Genomic DNA, 22,079 nt, shown 5'->3' with positions numbered 1-22,079 from the left:
AATCGGCTGGAGTATACCGAAGGCGCGCGCCCAGCTGCAGCGATGCGGCAAAGCGCCACAGTTTGTCACAGCTTCATGATGGCACTTTTGAACCCACTACACTGATCCCGGTCTGATGGGCCATGCGTGGGATGGATGGCCAGAACCCACGCCTTTCATTGCCAAGGAGTATCACATGCCTAACCCTCGTCGCGGCGCTGCCCTGATCCTGTCCTGCGGCCTGCTCGCCAGCCTGCCGGCGCTGGCGGCTGATGAGCCGCGCTACAACCAGATATCGCTGCGTGCAGAAGTCAGCAAGGAAGTGCCCCGCGACCTGATGGTCGTGACCCTTTATAGCGAAGCGCAGAACACCGACCCGGGCAAGCTTGCCAAACAGATCACCGAAACCATGAACAAGGCCGTGCAGCAGGCCCGCCAGGTCAAGGACGTGAAAATCAGCCAGGGCAGCCGCAACAGCTACCCGGTCTACGACAGCAAGGGGCAGAAGATCACCGGCTGGCGCGAGCGTGCCGAAGTGCGCCTGGAAAGCGCCGACTTCCCGGCCCTCTCTCAGCTCAGTGCCGACCTGCTGCAAGACCTGAAGATGGGCGGCATGGATTTCTCCATCGCCCCGGCCACGCGCAAGGCCAGCGAAGACGCCTTGCTCAAGGATGCGGTCAATGCCTTCAAGGCCCGTGCGCAACTGGCCACCGAAGCCCTGGGTGGCAAGGGCTATAAAGTGGTCAGCCTGAACCTCAACAGCAGCGGCTACCCACGCCCCTATCTGCGCAGCGCGCCAATGGCCATGAAAGCCATGGGTGCCGACGAAGCAGCACCGGCGCCGGATATCGAGGCGGGTACCAGCGAAGTCAGCATGAACGCAGACGGCCTGATCGAAGTGCAGATGCCTTGATCAACGCAGGCGATACAAGGGGCGCATTGCGCCCCAGCAGCACAAATAGAGACATTTCCTACGCACTCAAATAGTGCTTCCTACAAATTCCCTCCCGCGAAACATCCCGCAAAAAGCCATCATTTTGCCCTCGCAAACGTTCAACTCCCTCGAAATTTATACATATGCGACATCCATGTACGCCCGTACTACTTTTCTGACGCCAACTATCCTTCGCAGTGTTGCATTGGGAACACACCCTGCATAAGTATCCGCAGGTCGGCTCACGAGGCCACCTCGAATCAGAAAAATGACAACAATGAGGCCACCATGCTCAAACACGCAGTCATTCCGTTCCTGCTCGGCGCAGGCTTGCTGACCGGCGCTCCGCTTGCCCACGCCGCGTCCAACCTGGTGTTCTGCTCCGAAGGCAGCCCCGCCGGCTTCGACCCGGGGCAATACACCACCGGAACCGACTTCGACGCCTCGGCCGAGACCGTGTTCAACCGCCTGACCCAGTTCGAACGTGGCGGCACCGCCGTTATCCCCGGCCTGGCGACCAAATGGGAGGTGTCCGACGACGGCAAGACCTACACCTTCCACCTGCGCGAAGGGGTCAAGTTCCACACCACCGATTACTTCAAGCCAAGCCGCGAATTCAACGCAGACGACGTGCTGTTCACCTTCAACCGCATGCTCGACAAGAATCACCCGTTCCGTAAGGCCTACCCCACTGAGTTCCCCTACTTCACCGACATGGGCATGGACAACAACATCGCCAAGGTGGAGAAGCTCGACGAGCACACCGTCAGGTTCACCCTCAACCAGGTGGACGCCGCGTTCATCCAGAACCTGGCGATGAGCTTTGCCTCCGTGCAGTCGGCCGAGTACGCCGACCAGTTGCTCAAAGAAGGCAAGGCTGCAGACATCAACCAGAAACCGATCGGCACCGGCCCGTTCGTGTTCAGCAAGTACCAGAAGGACGCCCAGATCCGCTTCAAGGGCAACAAGGATTACTGGAAACCCGAGGACGTGAAGATCGACAACCTGATCTTCGCCATCACCACCGACGCCTCGGTGCGCATGCAGAAGCTGAAGAAGAACGAGTGCCAGGTGACCTTGTTCCCGCGCCCTGCCGATATCGAGCCGCTCAAGGCCAACGACAAGCTGCAGATGCCGCACCAGGCCGGTTTCAACCTGGGCTACATCGCCTACAACGTGATGGACAAGCTCAAGGGCAGTGACCAACCCAACCCGTTGGCTCAACTGAAGGTGCGCCAGGCACTGGACATGGCCGTCGACAAGCAGAAGATCATCGAATCGGTCTACCAGGGCGCCGGCCAGCTCGCCGTCAATGCCATGCCGCCGACCCAGTGGTCCTACGACGAAAGCATCAAGGATGTGCCGTACGACCCGGAAAAGGCCAAGCAACTGCTCAAGGAAGCCGGGATCAAGGAAGGCACCGAAATCACCCTGTGGGCCATGCCGGTGCAACGCCCGTACAACCCCAACGCCAAGCTGATGGCCGAGATGCTGCAGGCTGACTGGGGCAAGGTCGGCATCAAGGCGAAAATCGTAAGTTACGAGTGGGGCGAGTACATCAAACGTTCCAAAGGCGGCGAACAAGGCGCCATGCTGATCGGCTGGAGCGGCGACAACGGTGACCCGGACAACTGGCTAGGCACCCTGTATGGCTGTGATGCCATCGAGGGCAACAACTTCTCCAAGTGGTGCTACAAGCCCTACGACGACCTGATCAAGCAGGCCAAGGCCACTTCCGACCAGGCCAAGCGCACCGAGCTGTATAAACAGGCGCAGCATATCCTCAAAGATCAGGTACCGATCACGCCAATCGCCCACTCCACGGTCTACCAGCCGATGAGTGCCAAGGTGAAGGGCTTCAAGATCAGCCCGTTCGCACTGAACTCCTTCTACGGCGTCAGTGTGGAGAAATAGCACCGGGCACACGCACCACCCCTCGCCCACTTCCACCCTTCGAACTCCCCCCGGCGCTACCCGCGCCGGGGTTGGGGGCCCTGTTGCCGCATTTCGTACCCCGAAGCGGCAAAAACAGACGGAAAAAAGGATTTGCCATGCGCCACACCACACTGTTTTCCACGCTGCTCGCCGTGGGCCTGCTGAGCCAGGCATCAGCCCCTCAGGCCAGTAGCCTGGTGTTCTGCTCCGAGGGTAGCCCGGCCGGGTTCGACACAGCCCAATACACCAGTGCCACCGACAACGATGCGGCAGAACCGATCTACAACCGCCTGGTGGAATTTCAACGCGGCGGTACGGCAGTGCATCCCGCCCTGGCAACGAAGTGGGAAGTATCCGACGATGGCCTGCGCTACACCTTCCACCTGCGCGAGGGGGTGAAATTCCACGCCAACAAGGCATTCACCCCCAGCCGCGACTTCAACGCCGATGACGTGCTGTTCACCTTCAACCGCATGCTCGACCGCGAGCACCCGTTCCGCCAGGCCTACCCCACCGAGTTCCCCTACTTCGTCAGCATGGGCCTGGACAAGAACATCGCCGGTATCGAAAAGACCGGCCCGATGACCGTGGTGTTCACCCTGAACAAGGTCGATGCCGCCTTCGTGCAAAACCTGGCGATGAGCTTCGCTTCGGTGCTTTCGGCTGAATATGCCGAGCATCTGATGGCGAGCGGGCGCCCCAGCGACATCAACCAGCAGCCTATCGGTACCGGCCCGTTCGTGTTCCAGCGCTACCAGAAAGATTCGCAGATCCGCTTCAAAGGCAACAAGGACTACTGGGCACCGGACGAGGTGAAACTCGACAACCTGGTATTTTCGATCAACACCGACCCCTCGGTGCGCATCCAGAAGCTGCGCCGCGGCGAATGCCAGGTCACCCTGCACCCACGCCCGGCCGACCTGCCAGCCCTCAAGCAGGACAGCAAGCTGCAGGTGCTGCAACAACCAGGCTTCAACCTCGGCTATATCGCTTACAACACCCAGCACCCGCCGTTCGACCGCCTGGAGGTACGCCAGGCCATGGACATGGCAGTGAACAAACAGGCGATCCTGCAGGCGGTGTATCAGGACTCGGGGCAACGCGCAGTCAACGCCATGCCACCAACCCAATGGTCCTATGACGACAGCTTAAAGGACGCACCCTACGACCCTGAGCAGGCCCGCCAGCTGCTCAAGCAGGCCGGGGTCAAGGAAGGCACCGAAGTCACCCTGTGGGCCATGCCCGTGCAGCGCCCGTACAACCCCAACGCCAAGCTCATGGCCGAGATGCTTCAGGCCGACTGGAGCAAGCTGGGCTTGAAAGTGCGCATCGTCAGTTATGAATGGGGCGAATACCTCAAGCGCATGAAAAGCGGCGAGCACGACATCGCCCTGATCGGCTGGACCGGTGACAACGGCGACCCGGATAACTGGCTGGGCACCCTCTACAGCTGCGATGCCATCGGCAGCAACAACTACTCGCAGTGGTGCGACCGGCAGTACGACAGCCTGGTCAAGCAAGCCAAGCAGGTAACCGACCGCGAGCAGCGCACAGTGCTGTACCAGCAGGCCCAGCAACGCCTCAAACAGCAGGTGCCGATCACGCCGGTGGCGCACTCCACGGTGAACCAGCCGCTCAGCGTCAAGGTGGCCGGCTTCAAGGTGAGCCCCTTTGGCCGCAACGACTTTTCCGGAGTGAGCGTTGATTGAGCGTTAGCCGGTAGCGGCCCTCTCGCCGGCAAGCCGGCTCCTACAAAAATGGCACAAGCCTGGGGATCTTTATTGATTCCTGTGGGCGCCGGCTTGCCGGCGAAAGGGCCAGCACTGGCCACACACCTCCCCCTGATTGGCCCGGCAACCCCGGGCAACCCTGGCAACACCGCAACAACCCGGCCCACAAGGCCAGGCAATAACTAAAAGAACAGAAAGGGAGCTTTCATCTTGAGACTATTCACGTTCACCACACTGGCGTTATCCATCGCCACCTTCGCCGCCATGGCCCAGGCCGACACCCAAAGCCAGGACTACGTCCCGTTCAGCCTCAAAGGCACCAGCGAGCAGGATGAGGCCAAAGGTTTCATCGACGGCCAGAGCCTGTCCGGCAGCACCCGCAACTGGTACGCCCGCGAACGCGCCACCCGCGCGCCGTTGTTCAAGTACTACAAAAGCGACGGCACACGCCACGACAGCCACAGCCGCGACAACTGGCTGCAGGGCACCATCCTCAACTACAGCTCAGGCTTCACCCAGGGCACCGTGGGTTTTGCCGTGGAGGCAGCCGGCTACAACGCCATCGCTCTGGAGCAAGGCCGCGCCGCAGTCGCCGGGCCGAACAACCGTACCCTGACCCATAGCGATGGCGACCCCATCGGCCAGTGGAGCAAGATGGGCCTGGCCAACCTCAAGGCACGGGTGTCCAACACCACCCTCACCGTCGGCCGCCAGTCCGTGGACACGCCGATGATCGCTTACATCGGCAACCGCGCCCTGCCCTCCAGCTTCCAGGGCGCGTTCCTGCACAGTGCAGAGTTCGACAACCTGTCATTCGACCTGGGCACCTTCGACCGTGTCTCGCCGCGCACCGAACAGAGCCTGAGCAAGTTTCGCAGCGAGTATGGCGCAGCGGGCGTGGAAACCGACCGTGCCAGTACCGCCGGGGTCAACTACCAGCCGCTCAAGAGCCTGACCACCAGCCTGTACGCCACCAAGGTCGACGACTTCTGGAACCAGTACTACTTCGGCGCCAGCCACGTGCTGGGCGACAGCGCGGTGCTGAGCCTGACCACCGGCCTGAACTACTACAAGACCGTGGACGCAGGCAGCCAGAAGATGGGCGAGATCGACAACGACACCTACAGCCTGTCGTTCGGCCTGACCCACCAGGCCCACACCCTCAGCGCTTCGTGGCAGCAGGTCAACGGTAACGAGTACTTCGACTACCTGCACGAAACCAACGGCATCTACCTGGCCAACTCCCTGCTCTCGGACTTCAACGGCCCGAACGAGAAATCCCTGCAGATTTCCTACGTGCTGAACATGGCGCCGTATGGCGTGCCGGGCCTGAAGTTCAACCTGTACAACGCCCGCGGCTGGGGCATCGACGGCACCCATTACCGCGGTACGGCCTATGACGTGAACGGCCTGGATGGCGAAACCCACTATGAGTGGGGTATCGGCACCAGCTACGCGGTGCAGAGCGGGCCGCTGAAAGACACCAGCATCCGCGCTACCTATACCGCGCATCGCGCCAGCAAGGCACAGGCCGATGGCAGCCTGGATGAGTTCCGCGTGGTGACCACCATTCCGTTCAACATTCTCTGACCGCTTACGCCCAGGTCCGCTTCAGTGCGGGCCCGGGCGGCTACGCTGGAATCATTGCAAGCAAGGAGGACACATGACATCGCTACCGCTACGCGCTGCCCTGGCAGCGGTCATACTCGGCGCCGCCGGCAACCTGGCGGCCAAGCCGCTGGTGGTGTGCACCGAAGCCAGCCCGGAAGGCTTCGACATCGTTCAATACACCACGGCGGTCACCGCCGATGCCTCGGCTGAGACGGTGTTCAACCGCCTGGTCGACTTCAAGCCCGGCACCACCGACATCCAGCCAGCCCTGGCCGAACGCTGGGACATCTCGGCCGATGGCCTGACCTACACCTTTCACCTGCGCCGAGGGGTGAAGTTCCACACCACCGGTTACTTCAAACCGACCCGCGATTTCAATGCCGACGACGTGCTGTGGAGCCTGCGTCGCCAGCTCGACCCTAACCACCCGTGGCACGACAAGACCAGCGTCGGCTACCCGTATTTCGAGAGCATGGCCTTCAAGGACCTGCTCAAATCGGTGGACAAGACCGACGACCACACCGTGGTCATCACCCTGACCCGCCCGCAAGCACCGTTCCTGCGTGACATGGCCATGGGCTTCACCTCGATCTACTCCGCCGAATACGGCGACCAGTTGCTCAAGGCAGGCAAGACCGGCGACCTCAACAGCAAACCGGTGGGCACTGGCGCGTTCATCTTCCAGCGCTACAACAAGGACGCCCAGGTGCGCTTCAAGGCCAACCCGGACTACTTCCGCGGCAAGCCGCCGGCCGACTCGCTGATTTTCGCCATCGCCACCGACAGCAACGTGCGCCTGCAGAAGCTGCGCGCCAATGAATGCCAGGTGGCGCTTTACCCGAAACCGGACGACGTGGCGTCGATCAAGGCTGATCCCAAGCTCAAGGTCGCCGAGATCGAGGCCCTGGTCACCGGCTATATCGCCATGAACACCGAGCACAAATACCTCAGCGATGTGCGCGTGCGCAAAGCCATCAACATGGCCTTCGACCGCCAGACCCACGTCGACCAGCTGTTCGGCAAGGGCAATGCGCTGGTGGGGGTAAACCCCTACCCGCCAACCATGATCGGCTACAACAGTGCCAACCAGAACCCACCCCGTGACCTGGCCAAGGCCCGTGAACTGCTCCAGCAGGCCGGGGTGCCGCAAGGCACGGTCATCACGCTGTTCACCCGCAATGGCGGCGGCGCGACCAACCCCAACCCACGGCTGTCGGCGGAAATGCTCCAGTCCGACCTCGCCAAAATCGGCCTGAAGCTGGACATCCGTGTGATGGAGTGGGCCGAGATGCTGCGCCGGGCGAAAAACGGTGAGGCCGACCTGGTCTCCACCGGCTGGGCCGGCGACAACGGCGACCCGGACAATTTCCTCAGCCCCCTGCTCAGCTGCGATGCGGTCAAAAGTGGTGAGAACTACGCGCGCTGGTGCAACTCGAAGTTTCAGGACCTGATCACCCGCGCCCGTGAGGTGATCGACAACGACGAGCGTGCCAGGCTCTATGCCGAGGCATTGAAGGTGTACGATGACGACCAGCCCTGGATCAGCATGGCGCATCCGAAGATGTTCACTGCCATGCGTGACAACGTGGAGGGTTATGTGATCAACCCTCTGACCAACAACAACTTCGCCACCACCCAGGTGAAGTAGAACAACAACGACCGCCGGCAACCCACACGGGCAACGGCGGCACTGCCGTACAACGGCTGATGAGGTAACCCTGACAATGTTGAGTTTTATTGCCCGGCGCCTGGGCCTGCTGATACCGACGTTTTTCGGCATCACCTTGCTGACCTTCGCGCTCATACGCCTGATCCCCGGCGACCCGGTGGAAGTGATGATGGGCGAGCGCAGGGTCGACCCCGAGATGCACGCCCAGGCCATGGAGCGCCTGGGCCTGAACAAGCCACTGCCGGTCCAGTACCTGGATTACGTGGGCAAGCTCGCGCAGGGTGACCTGGGCGAGTCGCTGCGCACCCGTGAAAGCGTATGGAGCGAGTTCCTCACCCTGTTCCCTGCAACCCTGGAACTGGCCTTTGCCGCGCTGCTGTTCGCCGGCATCGTCGGCTTATTGGCCGGCGTGATCGCTGCGCTCAAGCGTGGCTCGCTGTTCGATCACGGGGTCATGGGCATCTCCCTGGCCGGCTATTCGATGCCGATTTTCTGGTGGGGCCTGATCCTGATCATGTTCTTCTCGGTGAGCCTGGGCTGGACGCCGGTCTCCGGGCGCATCGACCTGCTGTACGACATCGAGCCGAAAACCGGCTTCATGCTCATCGATACCCTGCTCAGTGACGAAGAAGGCGCGTTCAAGGATGCGGTGATGCACCTGATCCTGCCGGCCATCGTGCTCGGCACCATCCCGTTGGCGGTAATCGCCCGCATGACCCGCTCGTCCATGCTCGAAGTGCTGCGCGAAGACTACATTCGCACTGCGCGCGCCAAAGGCCTGTCACCGGCCCGCGTGGTGTTCGTGCACGGCCTGCGCAATGCGCTGATCCCGGTGCTGACCGTGTTCGGCCTGCAGGTCGGCACGCTGCTGGCCGGTGCGGTGCTGACCGAAACCATCTTCTCCTGGCCGGGCATCGGCAAATGGCTGATCGAAGCCATCGGCGCCCGTGACTACCCCGTGGTCCAGAACGGCATCCTGTTGATCGCCTGCCTGGTGATCCTGGTCAACTTCGTCGTGGACATCCTCTACGGTCTGGCCAACCCACGCATCCGTCATCAGCGCTGAGGCCTTCGCCATGACTAGCCCTATTCCGAAATCCGTGACGCCGGCCAGCCCGGTGGACCAAAGCCTGCTCTACCCCTCGCCATACAAAGAGTTCTGGCACGCCTTCTCGCGCAACAAGGGCGCGGTGATGGGCCTGGCCTTCATGTGCGTGGTGGTGTTCTGTGCGCTGTTCGCGCCGTGGGTGGCGCCGCATGACCCAAGCGAACAATACCGTGACTTCCTGCTGACCCCGCCGGTATGGCTCGAAGGCGGTACCTGGCAATTCATCCTCGGCACCGACGAACTGGGCCGTGACCTGCTCTCGCGGCTGATCCAGGGCGCCCGGCTGTCGCTGCTGATCGGCCTGTCGTCGGTGGTGATGTCGCTGATCCCGGGCATCCTGCTGGGCCTGCTGGCCGGTTTCTTCCCGCGCTTGCTCGGTCCGTCGATCATGCGCCTGATGGACGTGATGCTGGCCCTGCCGTCGCTGCTGCTGGCCGTGGCGATCGTCGCCATTCTCGGCCCAGGCCTGATCAACACAGTGATCGCCATCGCCATCGTGTCGCTACCGTCCTACGTGCGCCTGACCCGCGCTGCGGTGATGGGTGAACTGAACCGCGACTATGTGACCGCCGCGCGTCTGGCTGGCGCCGGGTTGCCACGGCTGATGTTCGTCACCGTGCTGCCCAACTGCATGGCACCGCTGATCGTGCAGGCCACCTTGAGCTTCTCCTCGGCCATCCTCGACGCCGCTGCGCTGGGCTTCCTGGGCCTGGGTGTACAACCGCCGACCCCGGAGTGGGGCACCATGCTCGCCTCGGCCCGGGACTACATCGAGCGCGCCTGGTGGGTGGTGAGCCTGCCCGGCCTGACCATCCTGCTCAGTGTGCTGGCAATCAACCTGATGGGCGACGGCTTGCGCGATGCGCTGGACCCGAAACTCAAGAACGCCGCCTGAGGAGAGCGCCATGTCACTGTTGCAGATCAACAACCTGAGCGTGCGCTTCGGCGACGCCAATGCAGTCCCAGTGGTGGACGGCCTGGACCTGGCGGTGGACGCCGGTGAAATACTGGCCATTGTCGGTGAGTCCGGCTCGGGCAAATCGGTCACCATGATGGCCCTGATGGGCCTGATCGAGGCCCCCGGGCGCATCACCGCCGATACGCTCACCTTCGACGGCACCAACATGCTCAAACTCAGCTCCCGCCAGCGGCGCAAGGTGGTGGGCAAGGACATCGCCATGGTCTTCCAGGACCCGATGACCGCGCTCAACCCCAGCTACACCGTGGGCTACCAGATCGAAGAAGTGCTGCGCCAGCACCTGGGCCTCAAAGGCAAAGCCGCGCGCCAGCGTGCCCTGGAGCTGCTGAAAAAGGTCGAGATCCCGGCTGCCGAAAGCCGCCTGGACGCCTACCCGCACCAGCTGTCCGGTGGCATGAGCCAGCGCGTGGCAATCGCCATGGCGATTGCCGGGGAGCCCAAGCTGCTGATCGCCGACGAGCCGACCACGGCGCTGGACGTGACCATCCAGGCGCAGATCATGGAACTGCTGGTCAACCTGCAGAAAGAGCGCAACATGGCGCTCATCCTGATTACCCACGACCTGGCCGTGGTCGCCGAAACCGCCAAACGCGTCTGTGTGATGTATGCCGGCCAAGCCGTGGAAGTGGGCCAGGTGCCTGAGCTGTTCGACGTGCCCGCGCACCCCTACAGCGAAGCACTGCTGGCGGCCATCCCCGAACACAGCATCGGCGCCGAACGCCTGGCCACGCTGCCGGGCATCGTCCCTGGCCGGTACGACCGCCCGGACGGCTGCCTGCTGTCGCCACGCTGCCCGTACGTGCAGGACAACTGCCGGCGCCAACGCCCACCCCTTGACCCTCAGGCCCATAGCCTGGTGCGTTGCTTCTACCCGCTGAACCAGGAGGTGGCGTGATGAGCGTCGTTCTAACCGCACGGGAGCTGACCCGGCATTACGAAGTGTCCCGCGGGCTGTTCAAGGGCCATGCCTTGGTGCGCGCACTCAATGGCGTGTCATTCGAGCTGGAAGCTGGCAAGACACTGGCCGTGGTGGGTGAGTCGGGTTGTGGCAAGTCCACGCTGGCGCGCGCACTGACGTTGATCGAAGAGCCCTCTTCCGGCTCGTTGCAGATCGACGGCACCGAGGTCAAAGGCGCCAGCAAAAGCGAGCGCAAACAATTGCGCCGCGACGTCCAGATGGTGTTCCAGAGCCCCTATGCCTCGCTCAACCCACGGCAGAAGATCGGCGATCAGTTGGCCGAACCGCTGCTGATCAACACCTCGTTGAGCAAGGCCGAGCGGCGCGAAAAAGTGCAGAAGATGATGGAGCAGGTGGGGTTGCGGCCTGAGCATTACCAGCGCTACCCGCACATGTTCTCGGGCGGCCAGCGCCAGCGCATCGCCCTGGCCCGGGCGATGATGCTGCAACCCAAAGTGCTGGTGGCCGACGAACCGACCTCGGCGCTGGATGTGTCGATCCAGGCACAGGTGCTGAACCTGTTCATGGACCTGCAGAGGGAATTCAACACGGCCTACGTGTTCATCTCCCACAACCTGGCAGTGGTACGCCACGTGGCGGATCAGGTGCTGGTGATGTACCTGGGCCGGCCGGCGGAAATGGGGCCGAAGGAAGATATCTACGAAAAGCCGCTGCACCCGTACACCCAGGCGCTGCTTTCAGCGACACCGGCGATCCACCCGGACCCGTTGAAGCCGAAGATCCGCATCGCCGGCGAGCTGCCCAACCCGCTCGACCCGCCGGATGGGTGCGCATTTCACAAACGCTGCCCGTATGCGACGGAACGGTGTGGTGTTGAAGTGCCGGCGTTTCGCCAGGTCGGGACCAGGCAAGTCGCCTGTCACTATGCCGAGCAGTTTCTTTAGGTCGGCATAGCCTCAATCGCCGGCAAGCCGGCCCCCACAGGTAGTTCACTGCTCCTGAGAACGGTGATGTACCTGTAGGAGCCGGCTTGCCGGCGATGGGCCGCACAGCGGCCCCAACCACTCAATGCATGAATATCGCGATCAGAATGATCACCGGAATCGGCACCCCAAGCATCCACAGCAGTAATGAGCGCATGATGTTTCTCCTTACTCAACGTTGAATAGTACGACGCGTGGTGTAATCAACCCCTTCCCCTTCCAGCCACATCACGCGATCACGCTGGCGACCACCGTACAGGGCTGCCAGGCTGGCGAAGAATGCCCCACACAACAGCGCAACGAAGGTCCACAGCGCGGTCCATGCCGCCACTTTGGCTGCGGTGTCGGCAGCTTTTTTTGCCTCGACCTTGGCTTGCTCGACCTGGGCGAACACCTGGTCTACGCGTGCTTCGGCTTCAGGCTGGCTGAGGCGGGTACGCTGGGCCACCAGTTGCGCCAGGTAAGCGCGGTCATCTTCGGCGAGCGTCCCCTGCGCAATGGACCTGGCGATAATCCGTGCTGCCACGCCATTGGCGGCGTCGTCACTCACAGGCGCCGGGCCATCACTGCGGAACAGGCTGTCGACGAAATAGCCATTGGCGTCAGGCTTGGGCGCCATGCTGGCTGCGGCCCCCACGGCATTCGCGCCCGCCTGCACACCGGCACTGGCCAGCCCCCCGGCGGTACTCACGATCAGCATCGCCGCTACCAGGGTGGCGACCGCCCAGGCGAGAAAACCATGCGCCGTGTCGCGGAAGTACACCTCGTCACCGTGCAGGTTCGCCCACTTCACCCGCAGGCGCCCGGCAATATAGCCACCCAGCCCGGAAGCAAGAATCTGGGTCAGCAATAGCCAGATGATGGTCGAGATGCCCAGTGCCTTGGCGCTGGCGCCTTCATCGGCCCAAGGCGAGGTAGCGGCAAAGCCGAGCCCCGCACCCAGTACCATCAGGATCAGTGAAAGGGACGCCGCGGCAGCTGCCCCGGCGAAGATGGCCGCCCAGGACACGCCTGAGCGGCTCTGGGAATCGACATGCGGGTAGTCGGCAGAGTGAATCATGAGGTTTTCGCCTTTATTGTTGATAACAGGTCCATTGCCCTGTAATCGGTGCAGAGGCTGTGCCAGTTGTGTCAAAAAATGACATGCTGCCAAATCAATGGCTTAGCTCAAGCGTGCGTCCTAGGACCGTGCAGAACACCCGAATCGAGGCTCACCACTCAGGGTTTATGCAACGCCCGCGAAGATCCGACCCGGCGATTTTAAGAAGCAGGCCATGAAAGTAAGGTCCTTAACGGAGTGTCGGGGAGGTGCGGTATCGAGAAGTGCATGCTGCAGGCTCATACAGCGCCCGGGCGCCACCAACTGCCTGTGAACAACCCACAGAAGCGCATATAGGAGCTTTTATAGGAAAAATCATACGAAGCAATCTAAACATTCTGTTTATTTACTATGTTCATCCTACCCGCTACCTTGCCTTATTCCACCTCCCCCGGATGTAGGCAATGAGATCAACTCGCTATTTCACAACTCCCATTTACTACGTGAATGACGCCCCACATATTGGCCATGTATTTTCAACCCTGCTCGCCGATATCGGAGCTCGCACGGCGCAGCTCGAAAATAATGAGTCATTCTTATTGACCGGGACGGATGAACACTCGACTAAGGTAATAGAAGCAGCGCGAGCTCAGGAAGTGCCTGTAGAAACATGGGCACAGAACAATGCCGATGCATTTCGTCAAGCATTCACAATGTTCAATATCGACTTCAATGATTTCATCAGGACCAGCGAACCCCGTCACAAGGCAACTGTACGCAAACGTATTGAACAGCTTATGACTACCGGGGATGTTTATTTAGGTGAGTATGTAGGCTGGTATGACGCGGGCCAAGAGGAATACATATCCGACACCAAGGCAAAGCAGTATGAATACAAGTCACCAATCAATAAAAAGCCTCTGATTCAGCGCAGTGAAAATAACTATTTCTTTCGCCTAAGTCGCTACCAAGAGCAATTGTTGGCGCTGCTCGACACCGGTCAACTGAGAATTCATCCAGCTAGCCGTAGTGCTGAAATCGTTGCAAGGATACAAGATGGAATCAGCGACATCCCTATTTCAAGACATAACGCCGACGCTTGGGGAATCAATGTTCCCGGCGACACTTCGCATGTGGTTTACGTCTGGGTCGACGCACTGTTCAACTACCTTACCGCAATCGACACCCTAGAGCGTCGTCACCTCTGGCCGGCGACCCTCCAGGTGGTTGGCAAGGACATCCTCTGGTTCCATGCCGTAATCTGGCCTGCCATGTTGCTGGCCCTGAAACAGGTAGAGGGTAACCAGTGGCTGGATCTGCCACGCAACATCCTCGCCCACGGTTTCTGGATACGCGAAGGCGAAAAGATGTCGAAAAGCATGGGCAATTTCGTAGGCACCGACCTTTTGCGCCATTACTGTGAAAAATTTGGGGTGGACAGCATGCGTTTCTATCTCGCCAGCGCGGGGCCAGTGGGCGCCAGCGACTCGGATTTTGCGCATTTGCGTCTCATAGAAAGCTACAACGCGAACCTCGCCAATACCGTGGGAAATTGTTTCAGTCGAATCATAGGGATGGTCAATCGCTATTTTGAGGGTATCGTACCCGCAAAATCGGCTGTTGCCAGCGATTTCTCCAAGGCCATCAGAGAGCTTAGCCTATCGTCCCGAGAAAAGGCCCAAGCATTCCAATACGACAAGATGATTGCATCAGCACTCACAATCTTTCGTACAATCGATCAGTACGTGAACCTCACCGAGCCCTACCGGCTAGTCAAGCAGCCTGAAAACCTCGTATACGTAGGTCATATCCTGCATGATTGCCTGGAAGCCCTACGCCATGGCGCGCTTACGTTGTGGCCAGTCATGCCCGTCAGCATGGCCGAGTTGCTGCAAAACCTGGGCTGCTTAGATGCCGGCCAGTCCCCCAACTTCTATCATGGTCGCTCGGTAGCACCGGGATTTCGCATCAACGAAACTCGAGTACTGTTCCCCCGCTATCAGGAAGCTGAGTAATACCCGAGCCCCCAGAGACTTCAGCCTCTGGGAATGCGGCTTAAAATGCTAGATTCAGTTGGCTCTTGCTTGACGTTGCAAGCCTCGGCACTATCGCTGAATGACATTGAATGAATTATCGGACGGCCCTGAACAAACGCCAATCACCGCCGAAACCGTGCTGCGCTACCACCTGTGCTGGAAGCACCGCGACCTCGACGGGGTGATTGCGCTCTATCACCCGGACGTGCAATACCACGATTTTTTCCAGAACCGCGTGCTCGGTTACGACGCGCTGCGTGACTATGTCCGCGCTTGCCTGCCCCACCAGGCCGGCGAGGACATCGTCCATGGCGACCGTATCCGCGTTGACGGCAGCACGGCATTCATCCAGTACCAGGTCACGGTGCAGGGCGGCGAAGGCCTGGTGGCGTTTCAGTCCAGCGAAGCGATCACGGTCAAGGACGGGCTGATCTGGCGGGTAAACGAGTACGCCACGCTGGTCCGCCAGAACAGCCAGGGGCTTGCCAGCAGCGGCCCGCGCCCAGCCGTCAGCCGCCTGGGCCTTTCGCCGCGACAGCTGTCGACCATGGCCCAGGACCTGGAGCACTACTTCCAGCGCCAGCGCCCCTACCTTGACCCGGAACTGGACCTGCAACAGGTGGCCGATGCCAGTGGCTACAGCCGCAACCAGATCTCCTACCTGCTCAACCAGGTGCTGGGGCAAAGCTTCTACCGCTACGTCAACCAGGCCCGCCTGCAGCACCTGATGGCCAGCCTGGATGACGACAGGGTCGGGGCGCCGATCGACGACCTGGCGTTCAGCGCGGGCTTCAACTCCCTGTCGGCATTCTACAAGTGCTTCCGCGAACACACCGGGCTTACGCCCAAGGCCTATCTGAAGCAAATTTCCCTGCGTGCACGCACGTAAGACAGCCAGCGCTGAACGCCACTAGGATCGCCCACAGACCTTGACGGATGTGGAGCCGAACCCGATGCAACCTTTGCGCACGCTCAGCCTGTGGATGGACCAGCTTGAAGAGCCGCTGTGCGCCCGCCCGGCCCTGCGCGAAGACCTCGACGTCGACGTGTGCATCATCGGCGCTGGCTACACCGGGCTTTGGACCGCCTACTACCTCAAGCGCCAGGCGCCACAGCTGAACATCGCCGTGATCGAGGCCAACATTGCCGGCTTTGGCGCCTCTGGGCGCAATGGCGGCTGGCTGATGGGCAACATGCTCGGTGAAGACCGCCTGCTCGCCACCCTGTCGCCGCAACAACGCCGCGCCAGCATCGACCTGCTGCATGGCATCCCCGACGAAGTCCACCGCGTGCTGCAACGCGAAGGCATCGATTGCGACTACCGCAAAGGCGGCGTGCTGTATTGCGCCGCGCGCTACCCGGAACAGGAGCGCAGCCTGCGTGCCTACCTCGATGACCTCTACCGCCAGGGCATGACCGAGGATGACTACCGCTGGCTGCGCCCTGAGCAACTGGACGCCCAGCTTCGCGTGAGCAACGCCTACGGCGCGATCTACAGCCCGCATACCGCGACCATCCAACCCGCCAAGCTGGTGCGTGGCCTGGCCCGGGCGGTTGAAGCGCTGGGCGTGCCGATCTACGAGAACACCCCCGCCGTCGACTGGCAGCCCGGTGAAGTGCGGGCACCCCTGGCGCGCATCCGCTGCCAGTGGATGGTCCCTGCTGTGGAGGGCTACGCCGCCAGCCTGCCACCGCTGGGCAAGCATCAACTGCCGGTGCAGAGCCTGCTGGTGGCCACCGAGCCCCTGCCCGAATCGACCTGGGAGCAGATCGGCCTGTCACAAGGCCAGGCCTTCAGCGAGAGCAGCCGCCAGGTCACCTATGGCCAACGCACCGCCGACAACCGCCTGGTGTTCGGCGCCCGCGGCGGCTACCGCTTCGGCGGCAGGCTGCGCGAAGACTTCACCCTGACAGAGGCCGAAGTCGACCTGCGCCGCTACCTGTTCAGCGAGCTGTTCCCACAACTCAAGCATGTGCGCATCACCCATTCGTGGGGTGGCAACTTGGGCATGGCCCGGCGCTTCCGCCCGCACATGCTGTGTGACCGCCAGCGCGGTATTGCCCTGTCCGGCGGTTATGGCGGTGAAGGTGTCGGCGCCACCAACCTCGGTGGGCGCACATTGGCCGCGCTGATCCTCAACCAGCACAACGAACTGACCGCGCAACCCTGGGTGCTCGACAACCGTCCGCTGTCGAGCCTGGCCAGCTGGCCGCCCGAGCCCTGCCGCTGGCTGGGCTACAACGCGATCATCCAGAGCTTCGTGCACGAGGACCGAACCCTCGCCAACCCCGCCACCGTGCCATGGCGGCGGCGCCTGGCCAGCTCGCTGGCGGACTTCATGGAAGGCTTCATGCACTGACTTCCCTTTCACCCACACAGGATCCAACGGTAATGAGCATCACCCAGTTCAAACACACCGAAAGCGCCGTGCTGGAAAGCTCCAACCCGGTCGCGGTGCCGCTTGGCGAACCCGTGGCAGTGACCTCGGTCACCTGCGTGGAACGCAGCGATGGCGTCGAAACCGGCATCTGGGAATGCACGCCCGGGCGCTGGCGGCGGCAGATCGCGCAGCAGGAGTTCTGCCACTTCATCAAGGGCCGCTGCACCTTCACACCCGACGGTGGCCAGCCCCTTCACATAGAAGCCGGAGACGCACTGATGCTACCGGCCAACAGCATGGGCATCTGGGATATCCAGGAAACCGTGCGCAAGACCTACGTACTGATCTTCTGATCCGCTGATCGCCTGCCTTCGAAAACAACAGACAAAGCAAGGTAAACCCGACATGCGCACCCTCCTTCTCGCACCCCTGATGCTGGCCGCCAGCGTGGCCAACGCCGCCGACTCGGTAAAGATCTACAACTGGTCCAGCTACGTGGCCCCCGACACGTTGAAGAACTTCCAGCAGGCCACCGGCATCAACCCGACCTACGACGTGTACGACAGCAACGAGACCCTCGACGGCAAGCTGATGACCGGCAACTCAGGCTACGACGTGGTGTTCCCCTCCAACCACTTCATGGCCCGACAGATTCAGGGCAAGGCCCTGAAGAAGCTGGACAAGTCGCAGCTACCCGGCTGGAACAACCTCAACCCGGTGCTGCTCAAGGCGCTGGAGGTCAACGACCCCGGCAACCAGTACGGTTTCCCGTACCTGTGGGGCAGTACCGGCATCGGCTACAACATCGACAAGGTAAAGGCCGTGCTCGGTGACAACGCCCCGGTGGATTCATGGGACCTGATCTTCAAGCCCGAGTACATGAGCAAGCTCAAGAGCTGTGGGATCGCCGTGCTCGACAACGGCCCTGAACTGTTACCCATCGCCCTGCACTACCTGGGCTTGCCGCACCACAGCAAAGATCCGAAGGACTACGAAAAGGCCAAGGAACTGCTGATGAAGGTGCGCCCGTACATCAGCTACTTCCATTCATCCAAGTACACAGGTGACCTGGCCAATGGCGATATCTGCGTGGTGGTAGGGTTCTCGGGTGACGTGCTGCAGGCGAAAAACCGCGCCGATGAAGCGAAGAACGGGGTGAAGGTCGGCTATTCGATCCCCAAGGAAGGCGCACCGATGTGGTTCGACATGGTTGCCATGCCGGCCGATGCACCGGATGAGAAGGCGGGTTATGCCTACATGAATTACCTGTTGCAGCCACAGGTGATGGCCAATATCAGTAACCATGTGCAGTACGCCAACGGCAACCTCAAGGCCGACGCTCTGGTGGACCCGGCACTCAAGGGCAACACCATGATTTATCCGAGCGAAGAGATGATGGGCAAGCTGTATGCGCTGGAGGCGATGCCGGCCAAGATCGACCGCATTCGTACGCGCATCTGGACCAGTATCAAGGCGGGGAACTGAAATGGGGCCGCTTTGCGGCCCTTTCGCGACACAAGGCCGCTCCTACAGCTGTAGGAGCGGCCTTGTGTCGCGAAAAGGAGGGCATAGCCCTCCCAGGATCAGTGATGCTCGCGAGTAGCGCGGAACTTGACGTCCGGCCAGCGCTCTTCCATCAGCGACAGGTTGACCCGGGTCGGGGCCAGGTAGGTCAGGTGACCGCCACCGTCGATGGCCAGGTTTTCCATGGCCTTGACCTGGAAGTCTTCGAGCTTCTTCTTGTCGTCGCAACTGATCCAGCGTGCCGACCACACGGTGATCGGCTCGTAGGCGCACTCGACCTTGTACTCTTCCTTCAGGCGGCTGGCGACCACGTCGAACTGCAGCACACCGACCGCACCAAGGATGATGTCGTTGCTGCGTTCTGGGAAGAACACCTGGGTCGCGCCCTCTTCGGCCAGCTGCTGCAGGCCCTGGCGCAGCTGCTTGGACTTGAGCGGGTCCTTCAGGCGCACGCGGCGGAACAGTTCCGGGGCGAAGTGCGGGATGCCGGTGAAGCCCAGCGCCTCGCCTTCGGTGAAGGTGTCGCCGATCTGGATGGTGCCATGGTTGTGCAAGCCGATGATGTCGCCAGCGTAGGCTTCTTCGAGCTGCTCGCGCTCGGACGAGAAGAAGGTCAGCGCGTCACCGATGCGCAGATCCTTGCCGGTACGCACGTGGCGCATCTTCATGCCCTTCTCGTACTTGCCCGAGCAAATGCGCATGAAGGCGATACGGTCGCGGTGTTTCGGGTCCATGTTCGCCTGGATCTTGAACACGAAGCCGGTGAACTTCTCTTCAACCGGCTCCACGGTACGCTCGTGGGCTACACGGGCCAGCGGGCGCGGCGCCCAGTCGACAACGGCGTCAAGTACATGGTCGACACCGAAGTTGCCCAGTGCGGTACCGAAGAACACCGGCGTCAGCTGGCCATTGATGAACTCGTCCTGATCGAACTCATGGCAGGCGCCCTGCACCAACTCGAGCTGCTCGAGGAAGCGGTCATACTCGTCACCCAGGTGGGCACGGGCTTCATCAGAGTCGAGCTTCTCGATGATCTTCGCCTCGGTACGCTCATGGCCATGGCCCGGGGTGTAGACAATGATGTAGTCGCCGGCAAGGTGGTACACACCCTTGAAGTCGCGATAGCAACCGATCGGCCAGGTGATCGGCGCGGCCTTGATCTTCAGTACCGCTTCGATCTCGTCGAGCAGTTCGATCGGGTCGCGGATGTCACGGTCGAGTTTGTTGATGAAGCTGACGATGGGCGTGTCGCGCAGGCGGCAGACGTCCATCAGGGCAATGGTCCGCGGCTCTACACCTTTACCGCCGTCGAGCACCATCAGCGCCGAGTCCACTGCAGTCAGGGTGCGATAGGTATCTTCCGAGAAGTCTTCGTGGCCGGGGGTGTCGAGCAGGTTGATCATGTGCTCGCGGTACGGGAACTGCATCACCGAGGTGGTGATGGAAATACCGCGCTGCTTCTCCATTTCCATCCAGTCGGAGGTGGCGTGGCGGTCGGACTTGCGCGACTTCACGGTACCGGCGACGGCAATGGCCTTGCCCATCAGCAGGAGTTTCTCGGTGATGGTGGTCTTACCGGCGTCGGGGTGGGAAATGATTGCGAAAGTGCGGCGCTTCGCGACTTCGGCGGCCTGGTTGGTCATGGGAAATCGCCTGACTGGGGGATTCAAAAAGGGGCGATATCATACCTGAAGTTGGGCGGGGACCAAAATTTGATCCCCTTCGTTGGTAAACGATGGTCAGTCAGGCGCGTTTCGCCTGGCTTTCACAAAAACCGTCAAGCGTCACAGGAGGGCGGCCAGGTATATTCACAACGAGTTCCAGAGTGCCGCCCAAGGCCTCCACATAGCTGCGCAGGGTCGAAATCAACATGTCACTGCGCTTCTCCACCTTGGAGATGTTGCCCTGACGCATGTCCAAGCGTTCTGCCAAACCTTCTTGCGTGAGTTCAAGCTGCTTACGCAATGCCTGAAGCGTCATTTCTTCGCGAATCAATTGACGACCCAGCTGCTCCACCCTCTCCCTGCGCTCAGGGGACAATTCGTTGATGACCTCATCAAGCGTCTTGGACATCTTTCTCTCCTCTGGACAAGTGGTTTTCAAAGCGAGTGTCTGCTTGTTTGATCAACACCTGATAAAACCTGTGCTCCCTGACCCCGCACTTGTCACCTACCACCAGGATCGAGAAGGGAAATTCTGTCCATCAGCACAGGTAGACAGATAGCAGGTAAACCAACGCCTTTACGTAGGATTCACGCTGTTTTTTAGTACGAAAAAACACTCGCCCCAGTGATTAACACTGGCCAAATGCCGCTGCAGATGGGAACCTTTACGCCCTCGGAGACGTCCACTCCCCTGCAACCCGCTTCGCTTGGGGACTGGTTTCATCAGCATTTTCGGGCCCGACGGGGTTCGGCTCATGGCCTGATCGCAGCCTTCGGTTGCTTCACGCTGCTAATCGCGAACACACCACTCGCCGCCAGCCATGGCCGGCCATAAAAAGAGTGTGCTCGCCGACAACACAAGGAGTCCGCCTGTGGCTACACGCTACGGAAAAGGGCTGTTGGGATGGGCCGCCGTGCTCGTCATCCTGGCCCTGCTGGTCCACTGGATCGGCATCGACACGATCGCGCGTTACCGCGACGATCTTGGGTTCTACCTGCAAGCGCACCTGGTACTGGTGCTGGCTTCGATGGCGGCGGCGTTGGCCGTGGGCATCCCCGCCGGCATTGCGTTGAGTCGACCGCACCGGGTCGACAAAGCCGAGCGCTTCATGCAGTTCTTCAACGTTGGCAACACCATTCCCCCTCTGGCCGTTCTGGCCATCGCCCTCAGTATCCTGGGCATCGGCGCCGGGCCCGCGATCTTCGCGCTGTTCCTCGCCTCCCTCCTGCCCATCGTGCGCAACACCTACGAAGGCCTGAAAAACGTCCCCGCCTCGCTCAAAGAAGCCGCCACCGGCATCGGCATGACCCCGCGCCAGCAACTGTGGCAGGTGGAACTGCCCAATGCCGTGCCGATCATCGTCGGCGGTGTGCGCGTGGCCCTGGCGCTGAACGTGGGCACTGCGCCCCTCGCGTTCCTGATCGGTGCCAACAGCCTGGGCAGCCTGATTTTCCCCGGCATTGCCCTGAACAACCAGCCACAGCTGCTGCTTGGCGCGGCCTGCACGGCGTTGCTGGCACTGGCGCTGGATGCCGCGGTGAGTTTCTCCAGCAAGCGCTGGCTGGAACGTGGCCTGGCCCAATAAAA

General features: G+C 61.2%; 18 protein-coding genes. 15 read left to right on the top strand and 3 right to left on the bottom strand.

What is annotated here, in order from left to right; genetic code table 11:
* The first annotated feature begins 175 nt into the window (after positions 1 to 175).
* From NGJ21_RS18665 to NGJ21_RS18625, 9 genes are all read left to right on the top strand, one after another.
* A complete protein-coding gene (locus NGJ21_RS18665; protein WP_046784458.1) occupies positions 176 to 892 on the top strand; it encodes an SIMPL domain-containing protein in 717 nt (238 codons plus the stop codon).
* 309 nt (positions 893 to 1,201) lie between these two features.
* Complete coding sequence (locus tag NGJ21_RS18660) at positions 1,202 to 2,827, top strand: ABC transporter substrate-binding protein (protein WP_046784459.1); 1,626 nt, start codon at positions 1,202 to 1,204, stop codon at positions 2,825 to 2,827.
* 137 nt (positions 2,828 to 2,964) lie between these two features.
* A complete protein-coding gene (locus NGJ21_RS18655; protein ID WP_119687733.1) occupies positions 2,965 to 4,557 on the top strand; it encodes an ABC transporter substrate-binding protein in 1,593 nt (530 codons plus the stop codon).
* A 231-nt stretch (positions 4,558 to 4,788) separates the two neighbouring features.
* Positions 4,789 to 6,168: an OprD family porin gene (locus tag NGJ21_RS18650; RefSeq protein ID WP_046784461.1), complete on the top strand. Its 1,380-nt coding sequence runs from the start codon at positions 4,789 to 4,791 to the stop codon at positions 6,166 to 6,168.
* A gap of 73 nt (positions 6,169 to 6,241) precedes the next feature.
* The gene (locus tag NGJ21_RS18645) at positions 6,242 to 7,837 is read left to right on the top strand and encodes an ABC transporter substrate-binding protein (RefSeq protein WP_251962487.1); all 1,596 of its coding nucleotides are present in this window, start codon (positions 6,242 to 6,244) and stop codon (positions 7,835 to 7,837) included.
* Between the two features lie 76 nt (positions 7,838 to 7,913).
* Positions 7,914 to 8,924 carry an ABC transporter permease subunit gene (locus NGJ21_RS18640; protein WP_012316108.1) on the top strand — a complete coding sequence of 337 codons (1,011 nt, stop codon included), beginning with the start codon at positions 7,914 to 7,916 and terminating at the stop codon, positions 8,922 to 8,924.
* Positions 8,925 to 8,934: 10 nt separating this feature from the next.
* Entirely contained in the window at positions 8,935 to 9,861 is a 927-nt protein-coding gene (locus NGJ21_RS18635; protein ID WP_115273935.1) for an ABC transporter permease subunit, read from the top strand.
* Positions 9,862 to 9,871: 10 nt separating this feature from the next.
* The gene (locus NGJ21_RS18630) at positions 9,872 to 10,840 is read left to right on the top strand and encodes an ABC transporter ATP-binding protein (protein WP_046784463.1); all 969 of its coding nucleotides are present in this window, start codon (positions 9,872 to 9,874) and stop codon (positions 10,838 to 10,840) included.
* Positions 10,840 to 11,808, top strand: coding sequence for a peptide ABC transporter ATP-binding protein (locus tag NGJ21_RS18625; RefSeq protein ID WP_251962486.1), 969 nt, complete (start codon positions 10,840 to 10,842; stop codon positions 11,806 to 11,808). The genes NGJ21_RS18630 and NGJ21_RS18625 overlap by 1 nt, the downstream gene beginning before the upstream one ends.
* A gap of 211 nt (positions 11,809 to 12,019) precedes the next feature.
* Here the strand turns inward: NGJ21_RS18625 and NGJ21_RS18620 are convergent, their stop codons facing one another.
* Positions 12,020 to 12,907, bottom strand: coding sequence for a hypothetical protein (locus tag NGJ21_RS18620; RefSeq protein ID WP_251962485.1), 888 nt, complete (start codon positions 12,905 to 12,907; stop codon positions 12,020 to 12,022).
* Between the two features lie 443 nt (positions 12,908 to 13,350).
* On the opposite strand from NGJ21_RS18620, the gene metG reads away from it, so the two are divergent.
* The 5 genes from metG to NGJ21_RS18595 all read left to right on the top strand — a co-directional run bounded on the left by metG (position 13,351) and on the right by NGJ21_RS18595 (position 18,788).
* Positions 13,351 to 14,901 (top strand): methionine--tRNA ligase, encoded by a 1,551-nt coding sequence (gene metG, locus NGJ21_RS18615; protein ID WP_251962484.1) that lies wholly within the window; start codon positions 13,351 to 13,353, stop codon positions 14,899 to 14,901.
* A gap of 100 nt (positions 14,902 to 15,001) precedes the next feature.
* On the top strand, positions 15,002 to 15,811 hold the full coding sequence (locus NGJ21_RS18610; RefSeq protein ID WP_046784465.1) for an AraC family transcriptional regulator: 810 nt from the start codon (positions 15,002 to 15,004) through the stop codon (positions 15,809 to 15,811).
* A gap of 64 nt (positions 15,812 to 15,875) precedes the next feature.
* Positions 15,876 to 17,282 carry an NAD(P)/FAD-dependent oxidoreductase gene (locus NGJ21_RS18605; protein WP_115273931.1) on the top strand — a complete coding sequence of 469 codons (1,407 nt, stop codon included), beginning with the start codon at positions 15,876 to 15,878 and terminating at the stop codon, positions 17,280 to 17,282.
* Between the two features lie 32 nt (positions 17,283 to 17,314).
* Positions 17,315 to 17,656 (top strand): cupin domain-containing protein, encoded by a 342-nt coding sequence (locus NGJ21_RS18600; protein ID WP_039604408.1) that lies wholly within the window; start codon positions 17,315 to 17,317, stop codon positions 17,654 to 17,656.
* Between the two features lie 52 nt (positions 17,657 to 17,708).
* Positions 17,709 to 18,788 carry a polyamine ABC transporter substrate-binding protein gene (locus tag NGJ21_RS18595; RefSeq protein ID WP_251962483.1) on the top strand — a complete coding sequence of 360 codons (1,080 nt, stop codon included), beginning with the start codon at positions 17,709 to 17,711 and terminating at the stop codon, positions 18,786 to 18,788.
* Positions 18,789 to 18,886: 98 nt separating this feature from the next.
* Here the strand turns inward: NGJ21_RS18595 and NGJ21_RS18590 are convergent, their stop codons facing one another.
* Together NGJ21_RS18590 and NGJ21_RS18585 are read right to left on the bottom strand one after the other, a co-directional pair.
* On the bottom strand, positions 18,887 to 20,470 hold the full coding sequence (locus tag NGJ21_RS18590) for a peptide chain release factor 3 (RefSeq protein ID WP_012316117.1): 1,584 nt from the start codon (positions 20,468 to 20,470) through the stop codon (positions 18,887 to 18,889).
* A 100-nt stretch (positions 20,471 to 20,570) separates the two neighbouring features.
* On the bottom strand, positions 20,571 to 20,900 hold the full coding sequence (locus NGJ21_RS18585) for an XRE family transcriptional regulator (protein WP_115273929.1): 330 nt from the start codon (positions 20,898 to 20,900) through the stop codon (positions 20,571 to 20,573).
* A gap of 463 nt (positions 20,901 to 21,363) precedes the next feature.
* On the opposite strand from NGJ21_RS18585, the gene NGJ21_RS18580 reads away from it, so the two are divergent.
* A complete protein-coding gene (locus NGJ21_RS18580) occupies positions 21,364 to 22,077 on the top strand; it encodes an ABC transporter permease (protein WP_012316118.1) in 714 nt (237 codons plus the stop codon).
* The last annotated feature ends 2 nt before the right edge of the window (positions 22,078 to 22,079 follow it).

Origin of the sequence: Pseudomonas sp. Marseille-Q5299 (assembly GCF_943737035.1) — a bacterium.
Classification (GTDB): Bacteria; Pseudomonadota; Gammaproteobacteria; order Pseudomonadales; family Pseudomonadaceae; genus Aquipseudomonas; species Aquipseudomonas putida_E.
Note: the sequence above shows the minus strand (reverse complement) of the source record. Positions and strands in the feature narration are given on the sequence as shown.